Source organism: Paraburkholderia sp. BL23I1N1 (genome assembly GCF_003610295.1).
Classification (GTDB): Bacteria; Pseudomonadota; Gammaproteobacteria; order Burkholderiales; family Burkholderiaceae; genus Paraburkholderia.
On sequence record NZ_RAPV01000001.1, the window covers coordinates 1,790,678 to 1,808,159 of the forward strand.

A 17,482-nucleotide genomic window follows, 5' to 3' on the forward strand; every position below is an offset into this window, starting at 1 on the left:
CCGTCTGCCGGATCATTTCCGGCGAATGCGGATAGCAGGCGATAAAAGCGGACCGGTAGCCAGTCAAGCCCAACGGCCGCGCATCGCCCGGCCTGCGTTGGAATATTGCATTGCGTACTCGCGAACCGGCAGAGGGGCAGGTTGACGCCACATATAGAAAGAAGACCCAATGGCAGCCAGCAGCCGATGCTGTTGAAAAAGTCGTTGACGTCTCCCGCATAAGGTTTTTAGGGGTCGTCTTACCCTTAGCCGGCATTCGCGAGCGGTTTGTAGACCGATCTGAGAGGTCGATTTTTCACCGCCGAGTTGAAAAAGCAGGGCAGCGACTTTTTCAACAGCATCAGCCATTCGGGGACAATGCCGTGCAGCCCGGTCGCGCAGTCAGGGGCTCTGTTTGCGCAAGCGGCGTTTGACGGCGGGGCGTGCGTTTGTTGCCAGAGCGATGGCCTCATCCATCAGGCGCTCCAACGCATCCTGCTGTATCGGGCTGAGCCCCGAGAGCTTCTGATGGATACGGGTGGCGCGGTCGGCCGGACCTGTGCCGGTCTCACCGAGAAAGTCTGAAAGACGGCATTCAAGAATGCCTGCGAGCCGCGCCAGGCGCTCGATGCTGGGCGAGGTGACGCCGCGTTCAATGTGGGAGAGCGACGCCTGGGCGAGACCTGCGGTTTCAGATAGCTGTTCCTGGGTCAGGCCGAGCGCCTTGCGTCGCCGCGCAATGGCCTTGCCGATTGCCCCGACCAGATGTTCTTGCTCGCCTTGCTGCCGTGTCACCGCTGCTCCCGCCCTCAAATGCGCCAAGTGTGCGGTGCCGGCCGATAGCAAAGAAGGACTTGAAATTTAAAAATATGTGTAATACGTTATGTTCTGACCATTTTGTGCGTTCTGTCGCGTAGGTCACACGTCCCGTCGCACCCCGGCGATCCTACGACCTCATGGAGAGTCAGCGAGGACGGTGCAATTCGCCTTTGAACATTGGGTTTTGCCTGCGAAGGTGGCCCATTGTTTGAGGGTTTGGGCCTTGGGAGGCGCGATCAACTCAACGACGTCTCGGACGCGCCTTCAATCGCGTCTTGTTCGCTGGATTCGGTCACTATAGATTCGATATGCAACGTGGGTACGGCCTGCAATGGCGCGGCCAGTATACCTAGCCCAATTCATTCTCTTCTTGTACAGGGAGCACAGTGAGCCAACCCCTTTCGGATCTCGAACAACTGCTCGCGTCAATGCAGCCAGAGCTCAATGAAGGAGCCTATGTCTTCTCATCCGTTCCGGCGGACCGGGATGTGTCGCGGCTCGCGCCTTTGGCGACGTTTCGTGAGCGCGAAGGGATGACCCTCATCATCGATGAGCCGACAGCACTGCGCGAGGAGTTGCCTGTGCTTTTCCGGGCAGCGTGGATTACGCTGACCGTTCACTCCGATCTGCAGGCGGTGGGACTCACTGCCGCGGTGGCTGAGGTGCTGACGAAGGCCAGCATCAGCTGCAACGTCGTTGCCGCCGCCTTTCACGATCATATTTTCGTGCCGGTTGAGCGCGCCGCTGATGCGCTGACCCAGCTTGCCGGGCTCCAGGCCCGGGCGGCACGGGACGCGTCCGCGTGACCCTCAGGGGCTTCGATCGGTCGGGTGCGCCTCACCGCCAGTGACGCGTATAAGATCCGGCGCGTGTCACTGTCCCACAGTTGTCCGGCGTGAAACCGAGCTTGACGACTTTTGTGAAACGGGCTTCGGGCCGGCACACGGCTGTACAACGGCTTCTGTTGTCCACGGAACGTGACAGGACGGTAAATTTGGACGCCTCGGTCGAGGCTGCCAGATCCTCACCCGCAACAGCGACGCGTTGGCGTCGGAGCTCCCGTCAATACCAGCCGGCGATACGCCCGGGATTGCGCCGGGCGGCGCTGGGATGAGCCACTTGCGTGGGCCGCCCGCGCCATGGGGACTGCCAACGCTTCTGCGCGAAACCCTGTAGGTGCCGTCCGGCCAACGGATCATGCTGCTACTTCGGCAAGATTTGTATCGATAACCCATTGTTGTATAAGGAATTTCGTGCGGGTTATAATGGAACCATGTAACCCGGATTTGGAGGTGATCGATGAACCTGGACGGTAGGCTTTTGATGTCGCTGAAGAAGCGGTCGGGTAATGTCGTGCTTCGACGGGAACTGGCTGGGTTGGGGAGTTCGTCGCACCTTAGCACTGCACTTCAGCATCTCGTTGCCGATGGACGCCTCGTTCGACTGGGAGCCGGTGTTTATGCCAAGACCAGTCCGGATCCGGAAGGCAACGCGCGATTTGCCGTTGGTTGTGACGTGCTGTTGCGCGAGGCGCTCGGGAAACTGGGCGTGGCGGTCCTTGATGTGACAATCCAGCACGAAAACGGTCGCTCCGTCTGCCTCGTTGACGCAGGGACGAGCCGGATTTCCCGCAAGCTCGGCTGGGACAACATCCGGGTGCGGTATGTCGGTCAACCCGAAAGATCACAAACGGGCGCGGCCCCCAGCCTACCTGCAGATGTCGACAAGCTGCCAACCCAGAACGTCGGGAAGTTTGTTGAGCGGCTCGCGCAAGCCTACGGCATTCAATACCGGCGCTCGGGCCTCGATGATTTTGCCGAGGCAGTGACGCGAGCGGCGGGTGACGATGTCAAGCTCGATCTCACAGGCAAGCTGCTGGTTGCACTCAAGAAGCAGGATCGGATTAACGGCCGGCAGTTTGCCCGACTGATGGCGAACCACATAAGGGAGATCAAGCGTGTTCGACCCGTTCGGGGACTACGAAACCAGGGGTTACCTGCGTAACGTTGACGGCATCAAGGATCTGGATGAACTCAAGTACATAGAACACGGATTCTTTGAGTCGAACCTCGAGGCGGCATTGGCGTATCTTCACGCCATCAGAGGTTCGATTACGTACGTGCACTTCCTTGAGGTTCACCGGATCCTGTTCAGTGAGTTTTACCCGTGGGCGGGCCAGGATCGCCATGCTCTCGGTGTTGGGAGACTGGTCGGGAAGGGACAGCGGATACAGTTCGAAGCTTCGGAGTTATGCCAGCGTGCCGTTGAATGGGGACTGTCGGCTGGCAACAATCCCAAGGCGATTCGGGAAAAACCGGGGATGGTCATGGGCGCTCTTGCCTGGGGGCATCCTTTTCTGGACGGCAACGGTCGCACGATGCTTCTCGTCCATGCGGAACTTTGCCACCGCGCAGGTTTCGCCATTAACTGGAATGCATCCCGCAAAGACGATTACCTGGAATCGCTTACCCGGGAACTGGAAAATCCACAGGGCAAGCACCTGGACGCGTATCTGCTCCCATTGATGGTGGCTCCCGTTGCCAGGGGCGATCTCCGCGACCACCTCATGTCATTACCGGGGCTCAACGGAGATGACGGGCGCAGTGCACCGGACATCGCATACCGGGCGGACGATGCTGAGGCAAACCAGAACTACCTCGAGTTGAAGCGCGCGCGTGGAGAGAATTAAGCGGCGTGCCGCGCCCTCAACGGCGAATTCAGTGGCACACGTTTCCAGCACGCGTGACGAATCGTCGAATGACGGGTCAATTTGCTGGCGGTCAACGGTTACCCTATCGATGCGGTCAGTCGACCATAGCCCGGTCCCTGTGGCGTACGAGAGCGTCACGACAGTCACGACCGGGCAGCGTTTATCTGTCTTCCGATGCTGCGTCTGAAGTGCGGTTGACGTCTGCCGACGAGGCGGCAGGCATGAGCACCGCGGGTTGGGCTGCGCCGAAGTGTGCGGCTTGCGGTGGCCGCGACGGCGCAGCGCGGAGCGCCCGTGCTTCCCGCTCTGAGGCGCGGAATACAAGCGCGTTTTCCATTTGATCAACGATGATGTACGGCGGATCGGCACGCCAATGCAGAAGGAGGAGGCCGCCCGCGGTGTCGGCGAAAACGGCGGGCACGCGTTTTGGATCGGCGAATTGCAGATAGATCTTCCGGCCGTCGTCGAACACCTGGTACGGTCGGGCTTCGGCATCTCCGCTCAGATGCCAGTCGAAGTCGTAGACGGGCCCCGTCATCGGCGGCGGTTCGGCGCAGGCTGACTGGAGCAGGCAGCCGGCGAGGAGGACGGTTGCAGAAAGCAGGGTGGTGGCTTGTTTCATCGATGGCAGCTCCCGTCAGTGACGCCGGGTGGCAGCATCATGTCCCGCTGGGTGATGAACGTGATGCGCTGGCCCGGCTCGAGCTTCAGCGTCGGCTGGATATTCATGTTGCGCTGGAGAATGGTTTGCGTCGTTTGTGACAGCGATTGCGCTGCGGCCGACGACAGGTCCGTCGCCACGCCGCCGTTGACGTTGATCGTCGTGCCGTTCGACTGGTTCTGGTTGTGGCCGATCCAGGCGGCGACGCCTGCGATCAGGAACGTCGAGCCGAAGATCCGGAAGAAGTGGTTGTTGACGTCGGCACTGGCACCCGCCTCGCCGTCGGGATCGTTGCCGGTCAGGCCGTCGAGGCGCATCGTCGCGTGACGGAAAATCATCCGGGTGGCGGCCATGAGCATCAGGTCCTGGCCGATCGCCACGTCATTGTTGGTCCGGCCGAGAATGCGCGTGCCCTTCGGGATGAGCTTGCAGGTGCCGTCGATGCTGTCATAGATGTCGCGGTCGACCATCGCGCGGAAGACGCCTGGCATGTCGCTTTTTGCGCCCTGCAGGATGACCGTGGGAATGGGCGTGCCGCCCAGTACCATGTACGGTGACCTGAGCGGGACTGGGACCAATGGTTTCTCATCGTCAGCCGTGTCTGACTGCTGTTTCAGCCAGTCCGCGTTGCGTCGGTCAATGCCGCTCGCGACGCTTGCCTGCTGTAACGCAGACGACGCTGTGTCAGGCGCGCCATGGATCGTCTGAGCGGCGGCGTCAGACTGTTCCGGAAGGTTTGCTAGGCGGCCTGCAGGACGATCCGGGTCCTGGACACTGGTTGCCCGTGCCGCTGCGTCCTGGGTGCCGCGCGTCGTGTCTTCGTACGCAACGAGCGACTGGCTCTGCATCGCTTCGATCTGCCGTTGAAGGGCGAGACGATCGGCATCGCGGTTCGCCGCCGACTGGCTGGAAGTGTGATAGCTGGGGGGAAGGGGACCTGCGTCTTCGCCGGGTGCACCTTTGGGGATACCGTCAAGCGGCGTGCCGCCAAGCGGGGCGCTGGCCGTTTCGTTTCCTGCTCGGGCCATCGCGAGATTGCGCTGGTCCTCCAGCCGCTTGCGTAGCGCATCCGGCGACGCCCTGGGCTGCCGCGCCTCAGCATCGAGCTGCTCTCTCGCGCGTCGTTCGGCGGCGCTCTCGTGCGGGTGAGACAGCGCGTGGACGAGCACAATCGCGACTAGGGCAGAGCCCAGCGCGACTAGCAGCACTTTCGCGAGATCGCGCCGCACGCGCGTCAGGCGCGCTGGATCGGGCGTAAGCGGGGCGCCGCTGTGGCCGTTGTGTTGCGGGGCGGCCATGATCACGGCTTCCCGTAGACGTTCGTCATGCGCGCTGAATCGCAGCCGAAGAGTCCGCAGCCTTTGCCCTGACCGTTGAAGATCCGGACCTCCTCCTTGCCACGCTTGAGCAGCAACCCATACGGAACGGTCTGCTGGACCTCGTAGAAGTCGTTGCCAAGTGGAACGAAGCTCGCGATCTCAGCTTCCCCCTTGTCGTCCATCAGCAAGATGGCGGGCAGTTCAGCTTGATGCGGAAGCTGGAGGTACGTGAACCGCCCGTCGTCGAACACGATCACGGGCGCGAACGGCGCTTTGCCCTCGACGCGGTAGTCGAAGTTCGCGTGATCGAGCGCAATGTGAGGGCCGTCCGGCCCCGCCGTGTCCGATGCCGGCTGCCCTTCGGGCGTCGCGCGGTCCGGCCGCGCGGCAGCGTTGCTCGTGGGTGCGTTACCCGGGTATTCGATGCCAAACGGTGAGACCTCTCCTACCGTTGTCTGCGCGTCGGCACCCAGGTAGTGCCACGAGACCCGGTGGTACGCCTTGCCGTCATCGGACGATCGCAGGTCGAGTTCGTAGCGCCGGCGGGACGTGATGATGGTGGCGGCATTTTCGAGTCCGGGCAGGCGCGCCTCGATAAATACATCCCGCTTCGTCAGAGCGGTGTGCTCAAGCCAGCGCTTGCCGGTATCCGACAGATAGACGCCCACCACTTCCTCGTCTGGTCCGAACACCAGATGCGTTTCCTGGCTGGTCCGCACGAGCACGGGGTACGAGTAGTCCGGGTCGTAGTCGTATACGACGAGCGACGCGTCATCAGGCGCGGGGTAGGGACCTTTGATCGCCGCAAGCGCCGCCGCTTGCCGGCGGTGCCGGGAGGACGAGGGAGCAGGATGTGGGGGGGCTGGGTCCGGCAGCTTCTGTGCCATGGAGGGTATGCCCGGTGGCAGCGGCGAGGCAGCAGGCGGGGCTGACGACGCGGATTGCCCGTTGGCCGTCGCCATGCTGGCACCGAGCAGCATCGCGACGCATGTGACGGATGCAATGACGTTCATTGCGCTGCTCCAGGATTGACGCCGAGGTAGGGCGTGAGACTGAAATGGGTGATACGCAGGCCGATCGGGTTGTCCTTCTCTTCGCCGGGCTTCAGGGTCTCGGGCGCGAGCAGGAAGCTGATCGTGAGCAGCATCTGTTTCGGTCGCGATGGTTTGCCGTTCACGCTCTCGACCAGTGTGAAGATCAGGTACGCGACCTGGCCATCGGGCGAGAACGAGGTGGAGTTCTCGACGAATTCACGGGTGAGCCCCGGCGTCTGCACGACACGCTGCGCGACGGGATCGGTCACCGTGATCCAGGTTTCGAGCTCCCGCGTCGCCGCACCCGATGTCCAGCCGAACGCAGCGGGGATCTGACGCGTGAGCGTGTCCTGGCTGTCGGCCTCGATCGTGAACACGCGTGAGGCCCATTTCACCAGGAAATAGCGCCTGTTGGCCGCGGTCACTGAATACGTTTCGGCGTAACGGTCCGAGACCCACACCGCGCCGCTCTTTTCATCATGCTCGACAAAATACGGACGCGGACCACTATGCGCACTCTGGACGATCAGTGCTGCGCATTCGCCGGCTGCAATCAGCGCGAAAGCAGCGGCGACCTTGATGGCGAGGCGCTTTTCCCACACGGGCCGCTGAAATGCAGCGAACCATGCGGCCACGGCTTCTCCGGTGTTGGGCGGCGCGAAGAGATCAGTGCCGGCAGGGGCGGCCGGGTCTGAACGGGACGGACGCGACGGTGGCATCTGTTCATCCATCGCTCATGCCTCCGCGCAGGCCCGCGCGTGCGGTGCTAGACTGAAACCCAGTTCACTTGCTGCGCGGGTGCAGCCATGGCCAGACTCAGGATCATCCTGCTGTATTTCGTGCTGCCAGTTTTCCTGTTTGCCGCGTTCCTCCTGTATCAGGTCGGCGCGCAGCATTTCGGCGTCGCGATGATGCTCGCGGGAGCAGTGGGGTTTCTCGCGTGGGCGGCATTTAGCCGGACGCCACGAGACAGGCAGCAGTCTCGGGAGGCAGACGAGCAGCATCTCAGAGATGCAGATGCGTCCTGGAATGCGTACTATGCGAGTCATCAAAACGAAAGTAGGCATCACTGATCTCATTTCAATACGTTGGGCGTCAACTTGTTCCCCATGACGCCCTTGCCAAAGCCGCGCAAGCCACCACCAGCGCCGCCTGAGACAAGCGACTTCGCGATGTCCGGCACCTGCCACATCATGAAAGCCCCTACGCCGCAGACGAGCGCAAGCGCGAGCATCGCAAGGTAGTTCGTCGCGTAGTATGCGTCACTGTTTGTGCCGCTTTGCATCGCCGTCTGCTGCACGAGGCTCTGGATGCCGGGCAGCACGCCGCTGTAGACGATCGCCATCATCAGCCAGGCCACCACCTTGAAGAGGCCTGCGGAGATCGTGAACCTGAGCCAGCCATCGAAGAGGAATTCACCGGCAGGCAGCACATACCAGGGAATCAGGACCGGTCCGAGGCAGAAGGCAATGTCGAGCAGGAACGAGCCGAACTGCACAACCACGACGAAGATCAACGTCATGAGCGTGATCGCGATGATCGCCAGCGCTTTCGCGAGGAACGCGAGCAGGATCAGCGGCAGGTTCCTGACGAGCGTCCAGATCGAACTCACGCCCGCCGAGTTCGCCCCTGCGTCACTCGTCGCACCGCATTCCTGATGTTCGGTGTTCGGAATCACAACGCCTTCGGGTGTGACATCGGGCACCTCCTCGCACACCTGGGCGGCTTCGGTGCGCACGCCCTGCATGATGGTCGAGGCGGCATTGACGAGCGCACGCAGCAGATCGCCAGGATTGCCGTCGCCGCCGGACACGCGTGAGGCCATCGTTTGCATGTTGTCGACGAAATAGCTATGAACCGTGGTGCTCCACGCGGTGAGCAGCACCAGGATGACCGCGCACCTGATCAGGTGGCGAAACAGGTTCGCGAAGAAGCCGGGGAAGTCGCCCTCGAGCAGCCACAGGAACACGTGCCAGGTCGCGATGATCAGGCCGAGCGCTGCGAGCAGGTCCAGACCGTCTGACAGGAACAGCGTCTGCAGGCTGCCTCCTTTCGTCTGCATCGTCGCGAATAGTATATTGAGGACCGAGATGACGTCGTTCATGACTCAGATTCCACATCCGTTTAGCGCAGACCGCCGGCGAGGCGGACCATAGCCAGCAGTGCAGCGAGCGGCAGCGCGAACCAGCCGGCCGCAAAGACCTGCGGGCTGTCGACCTGCACGATCAGGAGTCCTGTGAGCAGGGACAGGCGGGTATTGCGCGTGATCCGCCGGTCGAAGCGCCACTGCGCGTCTCGTTCCTCGTCGATGGTCTGACGGTGGCCACGGTACGCGCGTACACCCCCGAGGACGAGCCGCAGTTCGGCAGGTGTCATGCACAGCGAGCGGATCAGCCAGCGCAGCAGCATCGTCGCCTCCGGGTCACGGGTTCTGCAGCAGATCGAAGTCCGGCGCGCCCTGCGTCGTCTGCTGTTCCTGCTGGTTGACCCGGCCCATCGCTGCGGCGCGCGCGGCGGCGAGTTGCGCGGCATTGCCCTGGGCCTGCGCCTCGCCGGCGCGGTCCTGCATCTGCTGCGCGACCTGGCGCTGCATGAGCGCGTGCAGGTCCACCATTTCGCCGGCAAGCACGTTCGACTGCTGGTTCAGCATCTGCAGCCCTTGTACGGCGCCGGTGACATTCGGAATCTGGGACTGGATCTGCTGCAGGTTCTCCGCGCGAGCGGCGAGCGTGTTCAGGTTCTGCATGTCCTGCGTGAGCTGCTGCTGGTAGATCCCGCCACGCGTCGAGGCAAGCGACGTGTAGGCCGACAGCCACTGCGCCGGTGACATGCCGGTCGAGTTCATCTCCGACAGGCTGCGCCCGAACAGGCCACTCGTGGCGTTCGCCGCCTGCTGCAGCTGCGTGATCGCTGTCGACAGCGACTGGAAGTTCGCCATCTGTGTGCGGTAGGGGGCGATCGTCTGGTCGATGAGAGAAGCCGGCACCTGCTTCAGGTTCTGGACCATCGTCACATACTGCTGCAGGCGCGTGATCTGCGCCTGGACGTTCTGTTCGACCATCTGCGCCTGCTGCGAAACGGACGAAGCCAGTTCCGCGTGATTCAGGAGTTGCGTGATCTCCGTGGCGCCGCCGGTCATGCCGCCACCGGCCCGGGCAGCACTGACGTGCACAAGTAGACAAATGACGACCGGTGCGCCGATGCGGCCGAGCAGGGCGTTACGCATGGCCGGCCTCCGGCTCGGGCGCGGGCATTGCATCGCCGCGCGCCTGCGCTGCGGCTTCGTCGGTGTACCGTTCCTTCCAGTCCGGATAACCCGAATGCAGATGCCGGTCGAAGACGATCTGGGCGCTCATTTCCGAGCGCAGGATTGCGATTGAGCGGGGATCGAGCGGCACCGAAATGCGCCGCGACGCGCCACCCTGTTCGGCGATGAAGTAGTCGCGCTTTGCGACGAGCTTCTGGATCGTGCGGATCTGACCGTCGGACAGGCCGAAGTCGCGCTGGTAGGCGGTCTTCGCGGAGGGCGTAAAGTTCTCGACGGGCACAAACACGCGCACGAGTACGTTGTCGCGGATCTGCGGCCAGACGGACGAGGACGATACCTGCTCGGGCGACTGGGCATCCATCCATACGCAGCCGAGCTTCTTGCGCATCGTGACGATCCAGTTGCCGATCTGCGCGGCGAATGCCTCATCGTCGAGGAGGTTCCAGATCTCGGGCAGCATCACGAGCGTCGGGCCGATCACGCCGTTCGCGCGTCGCTGCTCGAGCGAATCCTGGATGCGGTAGGTGACGTACGACAGGAATGGCCGTGCGATCACCGGGCTCGCGAGAATCCGGTCAGTTGCCATCGAGACCCAGTGCGCGTCATCGAAGCTGTCGTCGACATTGTCGAAGTAGTGGGCGTGCACGGCCCCGCCGACCCACAGCGCCAGTTCGTCCGCGAGCGGCCCTGCCGGCAATGACGCGTGGACCGTGCCCAGTCGCCAGAGCCGCCGGTCGGTGCGGCTGCCCCGGCTACGAACCGCGGCGAATGCCGTTTCCAGCTCGCGCCGGTCGCCGGCGCTCACGCGATACGTGCCGCGTTGCTGCACGAGCAGTACGACCCATTCGACGAGGAATTCGAGATGCCGCTGATCAGCCAGCAGCACCAGCGGATTCATCTGCGCACGCTCGTCGCTGTGGACGTCTCCCGCCTCGCTGTCGAAATGCATGTAGCGACCACCCTGCAGGATCGTCGGGATGCGCATCGACAGATCCTTGTCGAAGCCATAGAGCCGGGCGTTCGGATACTTGCGAAAGAGCGTCGCGCACAGCAGCATGAAGATCGTCTTGCCGAAGCCGGTGCGCCCACATACCAGCATGTGCCCGACATCACCCAGAAAGCCGGTAAACCAGTAGGGTGTGCCGAACTCCGTTGGGAACGCAGCCAGCGCGGGACAAAGCACGCCGGTTTCCTTTGTCAGATGCTCGTTGATGCGGTGGCCGTCCGAGACACCGCGCAGCGGCAGCAGGCGGGAAAGGGCTTCCGTGTCGATGAACGACCATCGCGCACATTCGCGCCACATGCCGGGAATCGTGGTTGCGAACGCAGAAAGGGCGTGAAGGGTTTCGCGCAACGGCGTGAAGTGCGCTGCGCGCAGCGCTTCCTCTACCGCCTTGTGGGTGGCCACGGCCTGGGTCCATGCCGCGTCAGCGGCGTGGCCATCATCGAACGGCCCTGTCTCGAATACTGGCGAGTACGACAGCACGGACAGGTTGTAGTACCCGTACAGCTCTTCAGCCATCTCGACCTTGCCGGCGCGGCGGTTGGCTTCGTCGGCCGCCGCCGAACGTGCCTGGTTCTGCCGCGCACCAGACATGTCGCCGCCGCGCAGCGTGGCGGCAAGGAGCGATCGCGTATCGAGCCGGCGTCCTTCGTGATAGCGGCGCACGCCGTCGATGAAGCGCATCGTGGCAGAAGGGGATGTGACCCGGAAGCAGTGACTGATGGTTACCTCGCCCGGTACCTTGAGCAGGCCGTCGAGACTGGTCGGCAGAACGCTGTCCGGCCAGAAGTCACGGCGGCCTGGAATGCCTGCTGCGATCCCGAAGCGCTGGCGACCGCCAGCGTAGAAATGGAGGTAGTCGTGGCCGGGCCGCACTTCGGTATCGCACATGGCGACGTCGAGCGCAGGAATGTCGGGGACCGGCACGGCCTGCAGATGATCGCTGGCGGGCGAGCCGCAGGCGTGCATGAAGGCACCCAACCGGTCGCCGGACAGCCGTCGGCAGGCGAGGCGCGGGTTGCCGGCCACGAAGCCAAACAGGATGTGCTCGAACGTTTCGACGACGGTCGCAAGTTCCGAGGCGGTGTACGCGAACAGGTACTGGTCCGAGAACGTGCCGCGCACGGCCTGCATCAGCGACCGGGCGACGGGAAGCCCGTCGCGCGTCATCCCGTGCGAGACCTTGCCCGCGAAGCGATCGATGCCGACCTCGGGCGCCAGCGTGAAGGTCACGTAGTGACGGTTTGTATAGTTCGCAGCCTGCTCGAACGTTGCCCGTCGGGCGTCGTCCACCTGCTGTGAAACCGGATCCGGCATCGGTGCGCTGAGATACTGCGCGCTGCGCCGGCGGTGGACGGTCCACCACATCGTGACCGGACGGCGCGCCGTGTCGCGCAGGGACGTGACAAGGTTGTCCATCAGTTCGAGGATGTGGCCCGTCGACAGCGCATCGGCGTCGGGTCCTGAAAACGCGTACGTCGCCATCAACGCTGAGTCCTTGTTGACGACGAGCGCGTCGCTAAAGCGGAAGAGCCACGGCACCAGTTCGGCGGTCGAGCGCCGATCGCCATCAGTGCGTCGTGCAACGCGGGCCAGCGATTCGCTGTCGAACGGGGAGCGTGCAAAGGCGGACTTCAGCATGGCAACCCTCGCGCAAAGCCTTTCGGGCGCGCGTTGACCTTCTGGCGCAGGAGATGGCGCGGTTCGTAGTAATCGCCCTGGCGGCTGTATTTGGTGTAGCAGCGGATCTGGTCCGGATCGCGCCGCACGGCAAGCCACAGCACCGGGTGCGTCACCAGCACCGCGAGCAGCACCCACGCGTTGCGCATACCGGCGGCAAACGTGATCACGATGGCACCCTGTGCGATGCACCAGCGACGGTCGATGCCGAGCAGCAGGAACTGTTCGAGCATCGTCTTGCGGATGCGTGCCGCGAGCGGATTGTCCGGTTCGCTGTCCGCGCGTTGATCGGCGTGCTGTGCGTCCATTGCGTGTGTCCTCAGAGGTGTCCGTCAGAGCGTGCCGGTGCAGGCCGCGCCATGGTTGAAGACCTGTGCCCACAGCAGCGGCATGTTGAGAATCGCAAGCGTGCCGAGCACCCCGCGCAGTACGTGCGTCTTGATGTTGCTGCGACCATCGTCGAGCAGCCACAGCACGATCGAGCCGACCAGTGCGGAGAGGGACACGACTTCCAGCAGCTCGTTGTCGAGCACGTCCTGATAGACGGTGCACAGGCCACCGTTCCAGATGCCCGCATGAGCGATAACCGGGATCGAGCCAAGCCACAACGCAGTGAGGACTGCCCGGATGGGACGTTCATGGAGCAGCACAAGACTTCGCCACGCTGTGCGAACTGCGCGACACCAGCCGACGGCAGGGGAGACCGCGCGGCGCATGGCAATCACGCCCCGGGAGGTATGGGTTGTTTCAGGCATGGGCTGCCTCCTCGACATCGGCGTAGCGGGAAAAGAGACAGCGCGTGCGGTAACGGTCGTGCTCGACGCCGAGCACTTCGCGGATTTCGACGGGGCCGCGTATCGCGCCCTGCCGCTCGGCATGCACGAAGAATCGGAACGTCGAGGCAATCTTCTGGCGCAGGTCGGCGATGCTCATCAGGCGCCCCTCGTCACTCATGCGGATGAGCGATTCGAGTCGCGCGGGTGCCGTGTCAGCCGAGTCAGCGTGAAACGACACGATGGAGCCGGGGTGTCCCGTGTTGAGCGCTTCCATCAGGTCGAAGGCTTCAGCGCCGCGCACTTCGCCGACGATGATCCGGTCGGGGCGGATGCGCAGCGAGAAGCGCACGAGATCGCGGATGGTGATGCCGAGGTTGGCTTCCAGGCCCACGTGGTTCGGCGCGTGGACCTGAAGCTCCGCTGTATCCTCGATGGTAACGATCCGGTCGCTTGCCGGCATCGCATCGATCATCGCGTTGAGCAACGTGGTCTTGCCGGACGAAGTGCCGCCCGAAAATGCGACATTGATCCGCTCACGCATGACCCACTGGAAGAACTCGCACAACGCGGCACCACCGCCTGACAGCCGGTCGAGCAGGGCCGCATTGCGGCGCGGGGAGAAGGCGCGCTGCGCGGCAGGCAGTACGTCTAACGCGCCACTGCGCACGTAGTCGGCCAGACCGATGCGGCGGCGCGCGTGCTTTCGGATCGACAGCATATCGCCGTGAATGGCGACCGGCTGGCGGGCTGCGGCAAGACGAAGGCCGGGCAGCCGCGCATCGAGCAGTGGGGTCTGCGCTTTCGCATTGACGTTGGCGAGGATCGTGATCGCGCGATCGAGCGCGTCAGGATTCAGGTCGCACCCGGCCACAAACGAGATGATGCCGTTGCGCTCGACGAAAATGGTGTCCGCGCGGTTGACCATGATTTCCTGCACGTCGGGATCGGCGAGCATCGGTTGCAGCGGGCCGAGGTAATCGTTCAGTACCTCGATCGCGTATTCGTACGTGAGCCGGCTCATTGCGCGTTCCCCCATGCGATGGGTTCAAAAAGCCGGGCAATGAAGTTCGAGCTGGAATGCCTGGCGGTCACGGCTTCCTGCGGCTGAGCCACGGGTGCCGGAGCCAGGCGCAATTCGCGGTAGACGCGTCGCGCATAGGCAATGCGCTTCTCGCGTGTGCCGGCGTTGTACGCACCGATGGCATCCCATGTGAGTCCGAGGCGATGGATGTTCTGCGACAGGATCCATGCGCCGACATAGGCATTGGTGCAGCCGTCGTGGAGGCCTGCGCGCGAGACGCCGAAGCGCGAGAGCGTCACGAGCCACCGGCTGTTGATCTGCATCAGCCCAATGTCGGTGGTGCCGTCATCATTCAGATGGACGACACCCGCGCGCTGTCCCGATTCGATGGTGGCGATCGCGCGTACCAGCTGGACGTTGACGTAATGGAACCGCGCGGCATCGTCGATGCAGTCGGCGCGGCTGGTCGCTGCAACGAGCAATGTGCACAGGGACATCATCGGGACCCGCTTCACGTTGACCTCATCCGGTTGGGGTTGCCTGAAGGAAACAGAAGCTGCGAAAAAGAATCTGCGAAAAAGAACCTGCCGGGAGCGGGGCGCAGCCCGGCAGGTCAACAGCGCGCGTCAGTCCAGGGGGAAGGACTGACGGCTTCACTGTAGGCAGCGCAGGTGCCGGTATGGCCGGAATGCCAGCAGCAAAGCGCTGCGGCTCGCGCCGTCATTTTTTGACGGGGCCAATGAACGGAGCCGACAGCGCGCGTGCTGTCCATTGCGGGATAAAGGCGTTGCAAGAAAGCTGGAAAGGCAAGGGGAATGAAGGACGCGTAAAGGGAAGGGCCCAATCCAAAGGCCGCGGGTGATGCTGGGATGAATCGCATCACCCGCTCAAAGGCGCAAACGGCGAAGTGCAAAAAAGGGGTTCTGCTGCAAGAGAGAAAAACGCTGCGGCCTTTGCCGCAGAAGGCCGGGAAAGGACCGGCCGGCGGCTCGCAAGTGAGACCATCTGTGGAGCAGTATGACTGCGCGGTGCGGCATCCCGTCGCGCAGTTATTTGCGTCGGTTCCAGCAGCGCGATGCGTACCGTTCAACCATGGCGACCTTTCGCGAGGCCTCACGACCGAGGCTGATCCCGTTCTCCCGTTCAGCCGGAAACCCCACATGGCTTTTGCCAATGCCGTTGACTGGTTGAAGTTGCAACAAGCGACGGTGCATGCGACTCCGCCGCTGCCTCCGGCTGCGCCGCCCGCGCAGCCTGTCAGGCGCAGCGTGCCGCCTTCGCCGCAATACCTGCCGGTACTGGGATACCGTGAGCTGATTCAGCGAACCGGTGTTGAGGGGACAGTCCGGCGTATCGCCAGCAGTCTGGGTCTGTCTTTCGACAGCGAGAAGCGCGACCTCGAACCGTTGCTGCAGCGGCTCACGGAATTCGTGCAGCTCCTGCCCGCATCGGAATCGCATCATCACGCGCAACCGGGCGGCCTGCTGATTCACCTGCTCGAGGTGGCGCGCTATGCGCTGCATTTCCGTGAGGGGTACCGGCTGCCGCTGGGGGCGAGTCCCGAAGACCAGATGCAGCACGGAGCGCGGTGCAGTTATGCGGTCCTGGTCGGCGCGCTGCTGCACGACATCGGCAAGCCGCTCGCGGATCTGAAGGTCGAACTGGTTTGCAGGCACGAACTCCGTCCCTGGGTGCCGATGGCCGGCAGCATGAACGGGCAGGGTGGCGAGTGGTATCGCGTGGATTTCCCGGCGCCTGGCGAGCGCGATTACGGCGCCCATTCGCGTCTTGCCATCGTGCTGCTGCAGCGCGTCGTGCCACCGGCGTCATTGAGCTGGCTGGCCCAGTATCCGCCGGTGCTGCATGAACTAGCTGCCTACCTATCCGGCGAGACCAGCTCGAAAGACAGCGCGCTGGCGAAGATCGTCGGCGATGCGGATCGCCGCTCGGTAGCGGAAAACCTGCTCGCCGGTCCCCGTACGCGGTTTGCGACGGCGCGCGCGGTTCCGTTGATCGAGCGGTTGATGGAAGGGCTGCGACGGCTTCTGGCCGAGGGCGGCGTGCCGCTTAACCGTGCGGGAGCCACCGGCTATTGCGACGGCGAATCGCTGTGGTGCGTGGCGAAAACGCTGGCCGAGGCTGTCCGCACTTACGTCGCGTCGCATGAAGAGCAACAGCGCGGCGCGGCTGGCATCCCGTCGGACAACAACCGGCTCTTCGACACGTGGCAGGAATACGGTGCGCTGGTGCCGACGCCGGAAGGCGGCGCCATCTGGACCATCACAGTGACGATTGGTGCCTGGCAGCAAACGTTCACGGTCCTGCGCTTTCCGCTCGATCGGCTCTACGCCGATCCGGCTCGCTATCCGCGTGCGCTACCGGCGGCCTCGGTTCAGGTTATCGAAGTGGGCGCTGTGCCGAACCCGACAGCTGAATGTGTCGAGCTCACTGATGAGGGCGTGACTGAAGCACACGCAGAGCTTGGCCCGCAAACGTCGTCGCCAGTCGCGGCCGATGACTTGCCCGACCCGCAGGAGAGCGCTGCGTTCGATGCCGGCACGCCGTCCATGAACGAGCGTGAGCAGGCTTATCTGCCGGACGCAGAGAGCGCCGCCGTGCTGAACGATGAAATCGTTGATCGCGACGGGAGAAGAGATCCTGCACTCGTACCGGATCTGGTGAGCGCCCCGGTTCGCCCGCGCGAGAAGGCGCGGGTTCCGTCGCGATCCATTGCCTCCCGGGCGGGTGCCCGGCAGCCGCGGCCAAATGCCGAACGGTTCATGGCCTGGGTGCAGGAGGGGGTTGCCAATGGCGGGTTGCCGTACAACGAATCGATGGCCCGTGTACATTTTGTGCCGGAGGGTATGCTGCTGGTGACGCCCGCGATCTTCCGCGATTTCGCGCAGGCTCATCCCGACGCGATCGAACAGACGCTGGCGGAAGATGGCGCAACCCCGGAACCGTGGAAGCAGGTCCAGCGTGATTTCCAGAAGTCCGGCTATCCGGTGACCGCCGATGCGGGCGGCGCGGGGCGCTCCTATCTGCTCCACTACACGATCAAGGGCGCCGGCGGCCGTCAGTTATCTGCGATGCTCGTTCCGGAGCCTGAGCGGTTCTTCAGTCCCGTGCCGCCGCCGAACGTGATGATCCAGTCGAAGCAGAAGGCGGTCGTAGCGCAAGACGCCGATTCACCTCGGTCGTCTGAGGCGTAA

At 63.5% G+C, this 17,482-nt stretch carries 18 protein-coding genes; 5 read left to right on the top strand and 13 right to left on the bottom strand.

All coding sequences use genetic code 11. The annotated features are described in order from the left end of the window. Positions 1-381 precede the first annotated feature (381 nt). Positions 382-774 carry a helix-turn-helix domain-containing protein gene (locus tag B0G76_RS08600; RefSeq protein ID WP_116140958.1) on the bottom strand — a complete coding sequence of 131 codons (393 nt, stop codon included), beginning with the start codon at positions 772-774 and terminating at the stop codon, positions 382-384. A gap of 410 nt (positions 775-1,184) precedes the next feature. Between B0G76_RS08600 and B0G76_RS08605 the strand changes: the two genes are divergently transcribed. The 3 genes from B0G76_RS08605 (at position 1,185) to B0G76_RS08615 (ending at position 3,487) form a co-directional block, all read left to right on the top strand. Next, complete coding sequence (locus B0G76_RS08605; RefSeq protein ID WP_116140960.1) at positions 1,185-1,604, top strand: ACT domain-containing protein; 420 nt, start codon at positions 1,185-1,187, stop codon at positions 1,602-1,604. 493 nt (positions 1,605-2,097) lie between these two features. Then, positions 2,098-2,802 carry a hypothetical protein gene (locus tag B0G76_RS08610; protein WP_116140962.1) on the top strand — a complete coding sequence of 235 codons (705 nt, stop codon included), beginning with the start codon at positions 2,098-2,100 and terminating at the stop codon, positions 2,800-2,802. Further along, the gene (locus B0G76_RS08615; RefSeq protein WP_116140964.1) at positions 2,756-3,487 is read left to right on the top strand and encodes a Fic family protein; all 732 of its coding nucleotides are present in this window, start codon (positions 2,756-2,758) and stop codon (positions 3,485-3,487) included. The genes B0G76_RS08610 and B0G76_RS08615 overlap by 47 nt, the downstream gene beginning before the upstream one ends. Before the next feature lie 181 nt (positions 3,488-3,668). On the opposite strand, the gene B0G76_RS08620 is transcribed toward B0G76_RS08615, so the two are convergent. The 4 genes from B0G76_RS08620 to B0G76_RS08635 are packed head-to-tail and all read right to left on the bottom strand — an operon-like array spanning position 3,669 to position 7,253. Beyond that, entirely contained in the window at positions 3,669-4,130 is a 462-nt protein-coding gene (locus B0G76_RS08620; protein ID WP_116140966.1) for a TrbG/VirB9 family P-type conjugative transfer protein, read from the bottom strand. Then, positions 4,127-5,467 (bottom strand): TrbI/VirB10 family protein, encoded by a 1,341-nt coding sequence (locus B0G76_RS08625; protein ID WP_116140968.1) that lies wholly within the window; start codon positions 5,465-5,467, stop codon positions 4,127-4,129. The genes B0G76_RS08620 and B0G76_RS08625 overlap by 4 nt, the downstream gene beginning before the upstream one ends. Before the next feature lie 2 nt (positions 5,468-5,469). After that, positions 5,470-6,501: a TrbG/VirB9 family P-type conjugative transfer protein gene (locus tag B0G76_RS08630; protein ID WP_116140970.1), complete on the bottom strand. Its 1,032-nt coding sequence runs from the start codon at positions 6,499-6,501 to the stop codon at positions 5,470-5,472. Then, complete coding sequence (locus B0G76_RS08635; RefSeq protein WP_116140972.1) at positions 6,498-7,253, bottom strand: VirB8/TrbF family protein; 756 nt, start codon at positions 7,251-7,253, stop codon at positions 6,498-6,500. The genes B0G76_RS08630 and B0G76_RS08635 overlap by 4 nt, the downstream gene beginning before the upstream one ends. Positions 7,254-7,328: 75 nt before the next feature. Here B0G76_RS08635 and B0G76_RS08640 point away from each other — a divergent pair, with 75 nt between their 5' ends. Next, entirely contained in the window at positions 7,329-7,595 is a 267-nt protein-coding gene (locus tag B0G76_RS08640) for a hypothetical protein (protein ID WP_116140974.1), read from the top strand. A gap of 2 nt (positions 7,596-7,597) precedes the next feature. Here B0G76_RS08640 and B0G76_RS08645 read toward each other — a convergent pair whose 3' ends face one another. Genes B0G76_RS08645 through B0G76_RS08680 form a run of 8 tightly spaced genes read right to left on the bottom strand, consistent with a single transcriptional unit; the run spans position 7,598 to position 14,785 of the window. After that, positions 7,598-8,626 carry a type IV secretion system protein gene (locus B0G76_RS08645; RefSeq protein WP_116140976.1) on the bottom strand — a complete coding sequence of 343 codons (1,029 nt, stop codon included), beginning with the start codon at positions 8,624-8,626 and terminating at the stop codon, positions 7,598-7,600. Between the two features lie 20 nt (positions 8,627-8,646). Further along, positions 8,647-8,931, bottom strand: coding sequence for a hypothetical protein (locus tag B0G76_RS08650; protein WP_116140978.1), 285 nt, complete (start codon positions 8,929-8,931; stop codon positions 8,647-8,649). A gap of 13 nt (positions 8,932-8,944) precedes the next feature. Next, positions 8,945-9,748 (bottom strand): conjugal transfer protein TrbJ, encoded by an 804-nt coding sequence (locus B0G76_RS08655; protein WP_258875538.1) that lies wholly within the window; start codon positions 9,746-9,748, stop codon positions 8,945-8,947. Next, positions 9,741-12,434, bottom strand: a complete 2,694-nt coding sequence (locus tag B0G76_RS08660) for a VirB4 family type IV secretion system protein (protein WP_116140979.1) — start codon at positions 12,432-12,434, stop codon at positions 9,741-9,743. The genes B0G76_RS08655 and B0G76_RS08660 overlap by 8 nt, the downstream gene beginning before the upstream one ends. Beyond that, a complete protein-coding gene (locus B0G76_RS08665; protein WP_243658127.1) occupies positions 12,428-12,781 on the bottom strand; it encodes a VirB3 family type IV secretion system protein in 354 nt (117 codons plus the stop codon). The genes B0G76_RS08660 and B0G76_RS08665 overlap by 7 nt, the downstream gene beginning before the upstream one ends. A gap of 24 nt (positions 12,782-12,805) precedes the next feature. After that, positions 12,806-13,228, bottom strand: a complete 423-nt coding sequence (locus B0G76_RS08670; RefSeq protein ID WP_116140981.1) for a hypothetical protein — start codon at positions 13,226-13,228, stop codon at positions 12,806-12,808. Beyond that, a complete protein-coding gene (locus B0G76_RS08675) occupies positions 13,221-14,270 on the bottom strand; it encodes a CpaF family protein (protein WP_116140983.1) in 1,050 nt (349 codons plus the stop codon). Before B0G76_RS08675 ends, B0G76_RS08670 begins: the two co-directional genes overlap by 8 nt. Next, positions 14,267-14,785, bottom strand: coding sequence for a lytic transglycosylase domain-containing protein (locus B0G76_RS08680; RefSeq protein ID WP_116140985.1), 519 nt, complete (start codon positions 14,783-14,785; stop codon positions 14,267-14,269). The genes B0G76_RS08675 and B0G76_RS08680 overlap by 4 nt, the downstream gene beginning before the upstream one ends. Before the next feature lie 645 nt (positions 14,786-15,430). On the opposite strand from B0G76_RS08680, the gene mobH reads away from it, so the two are divergent. After that, a complete protein-coding gene (gene mobH, locus B0G76_RS08685; RefSeq protein ID WP_116140987.1) occupies positions 15,431-17,482 on the top strand; it encodes a MobH family relaxase in 2,052 nt (683 codons plus the stop codon).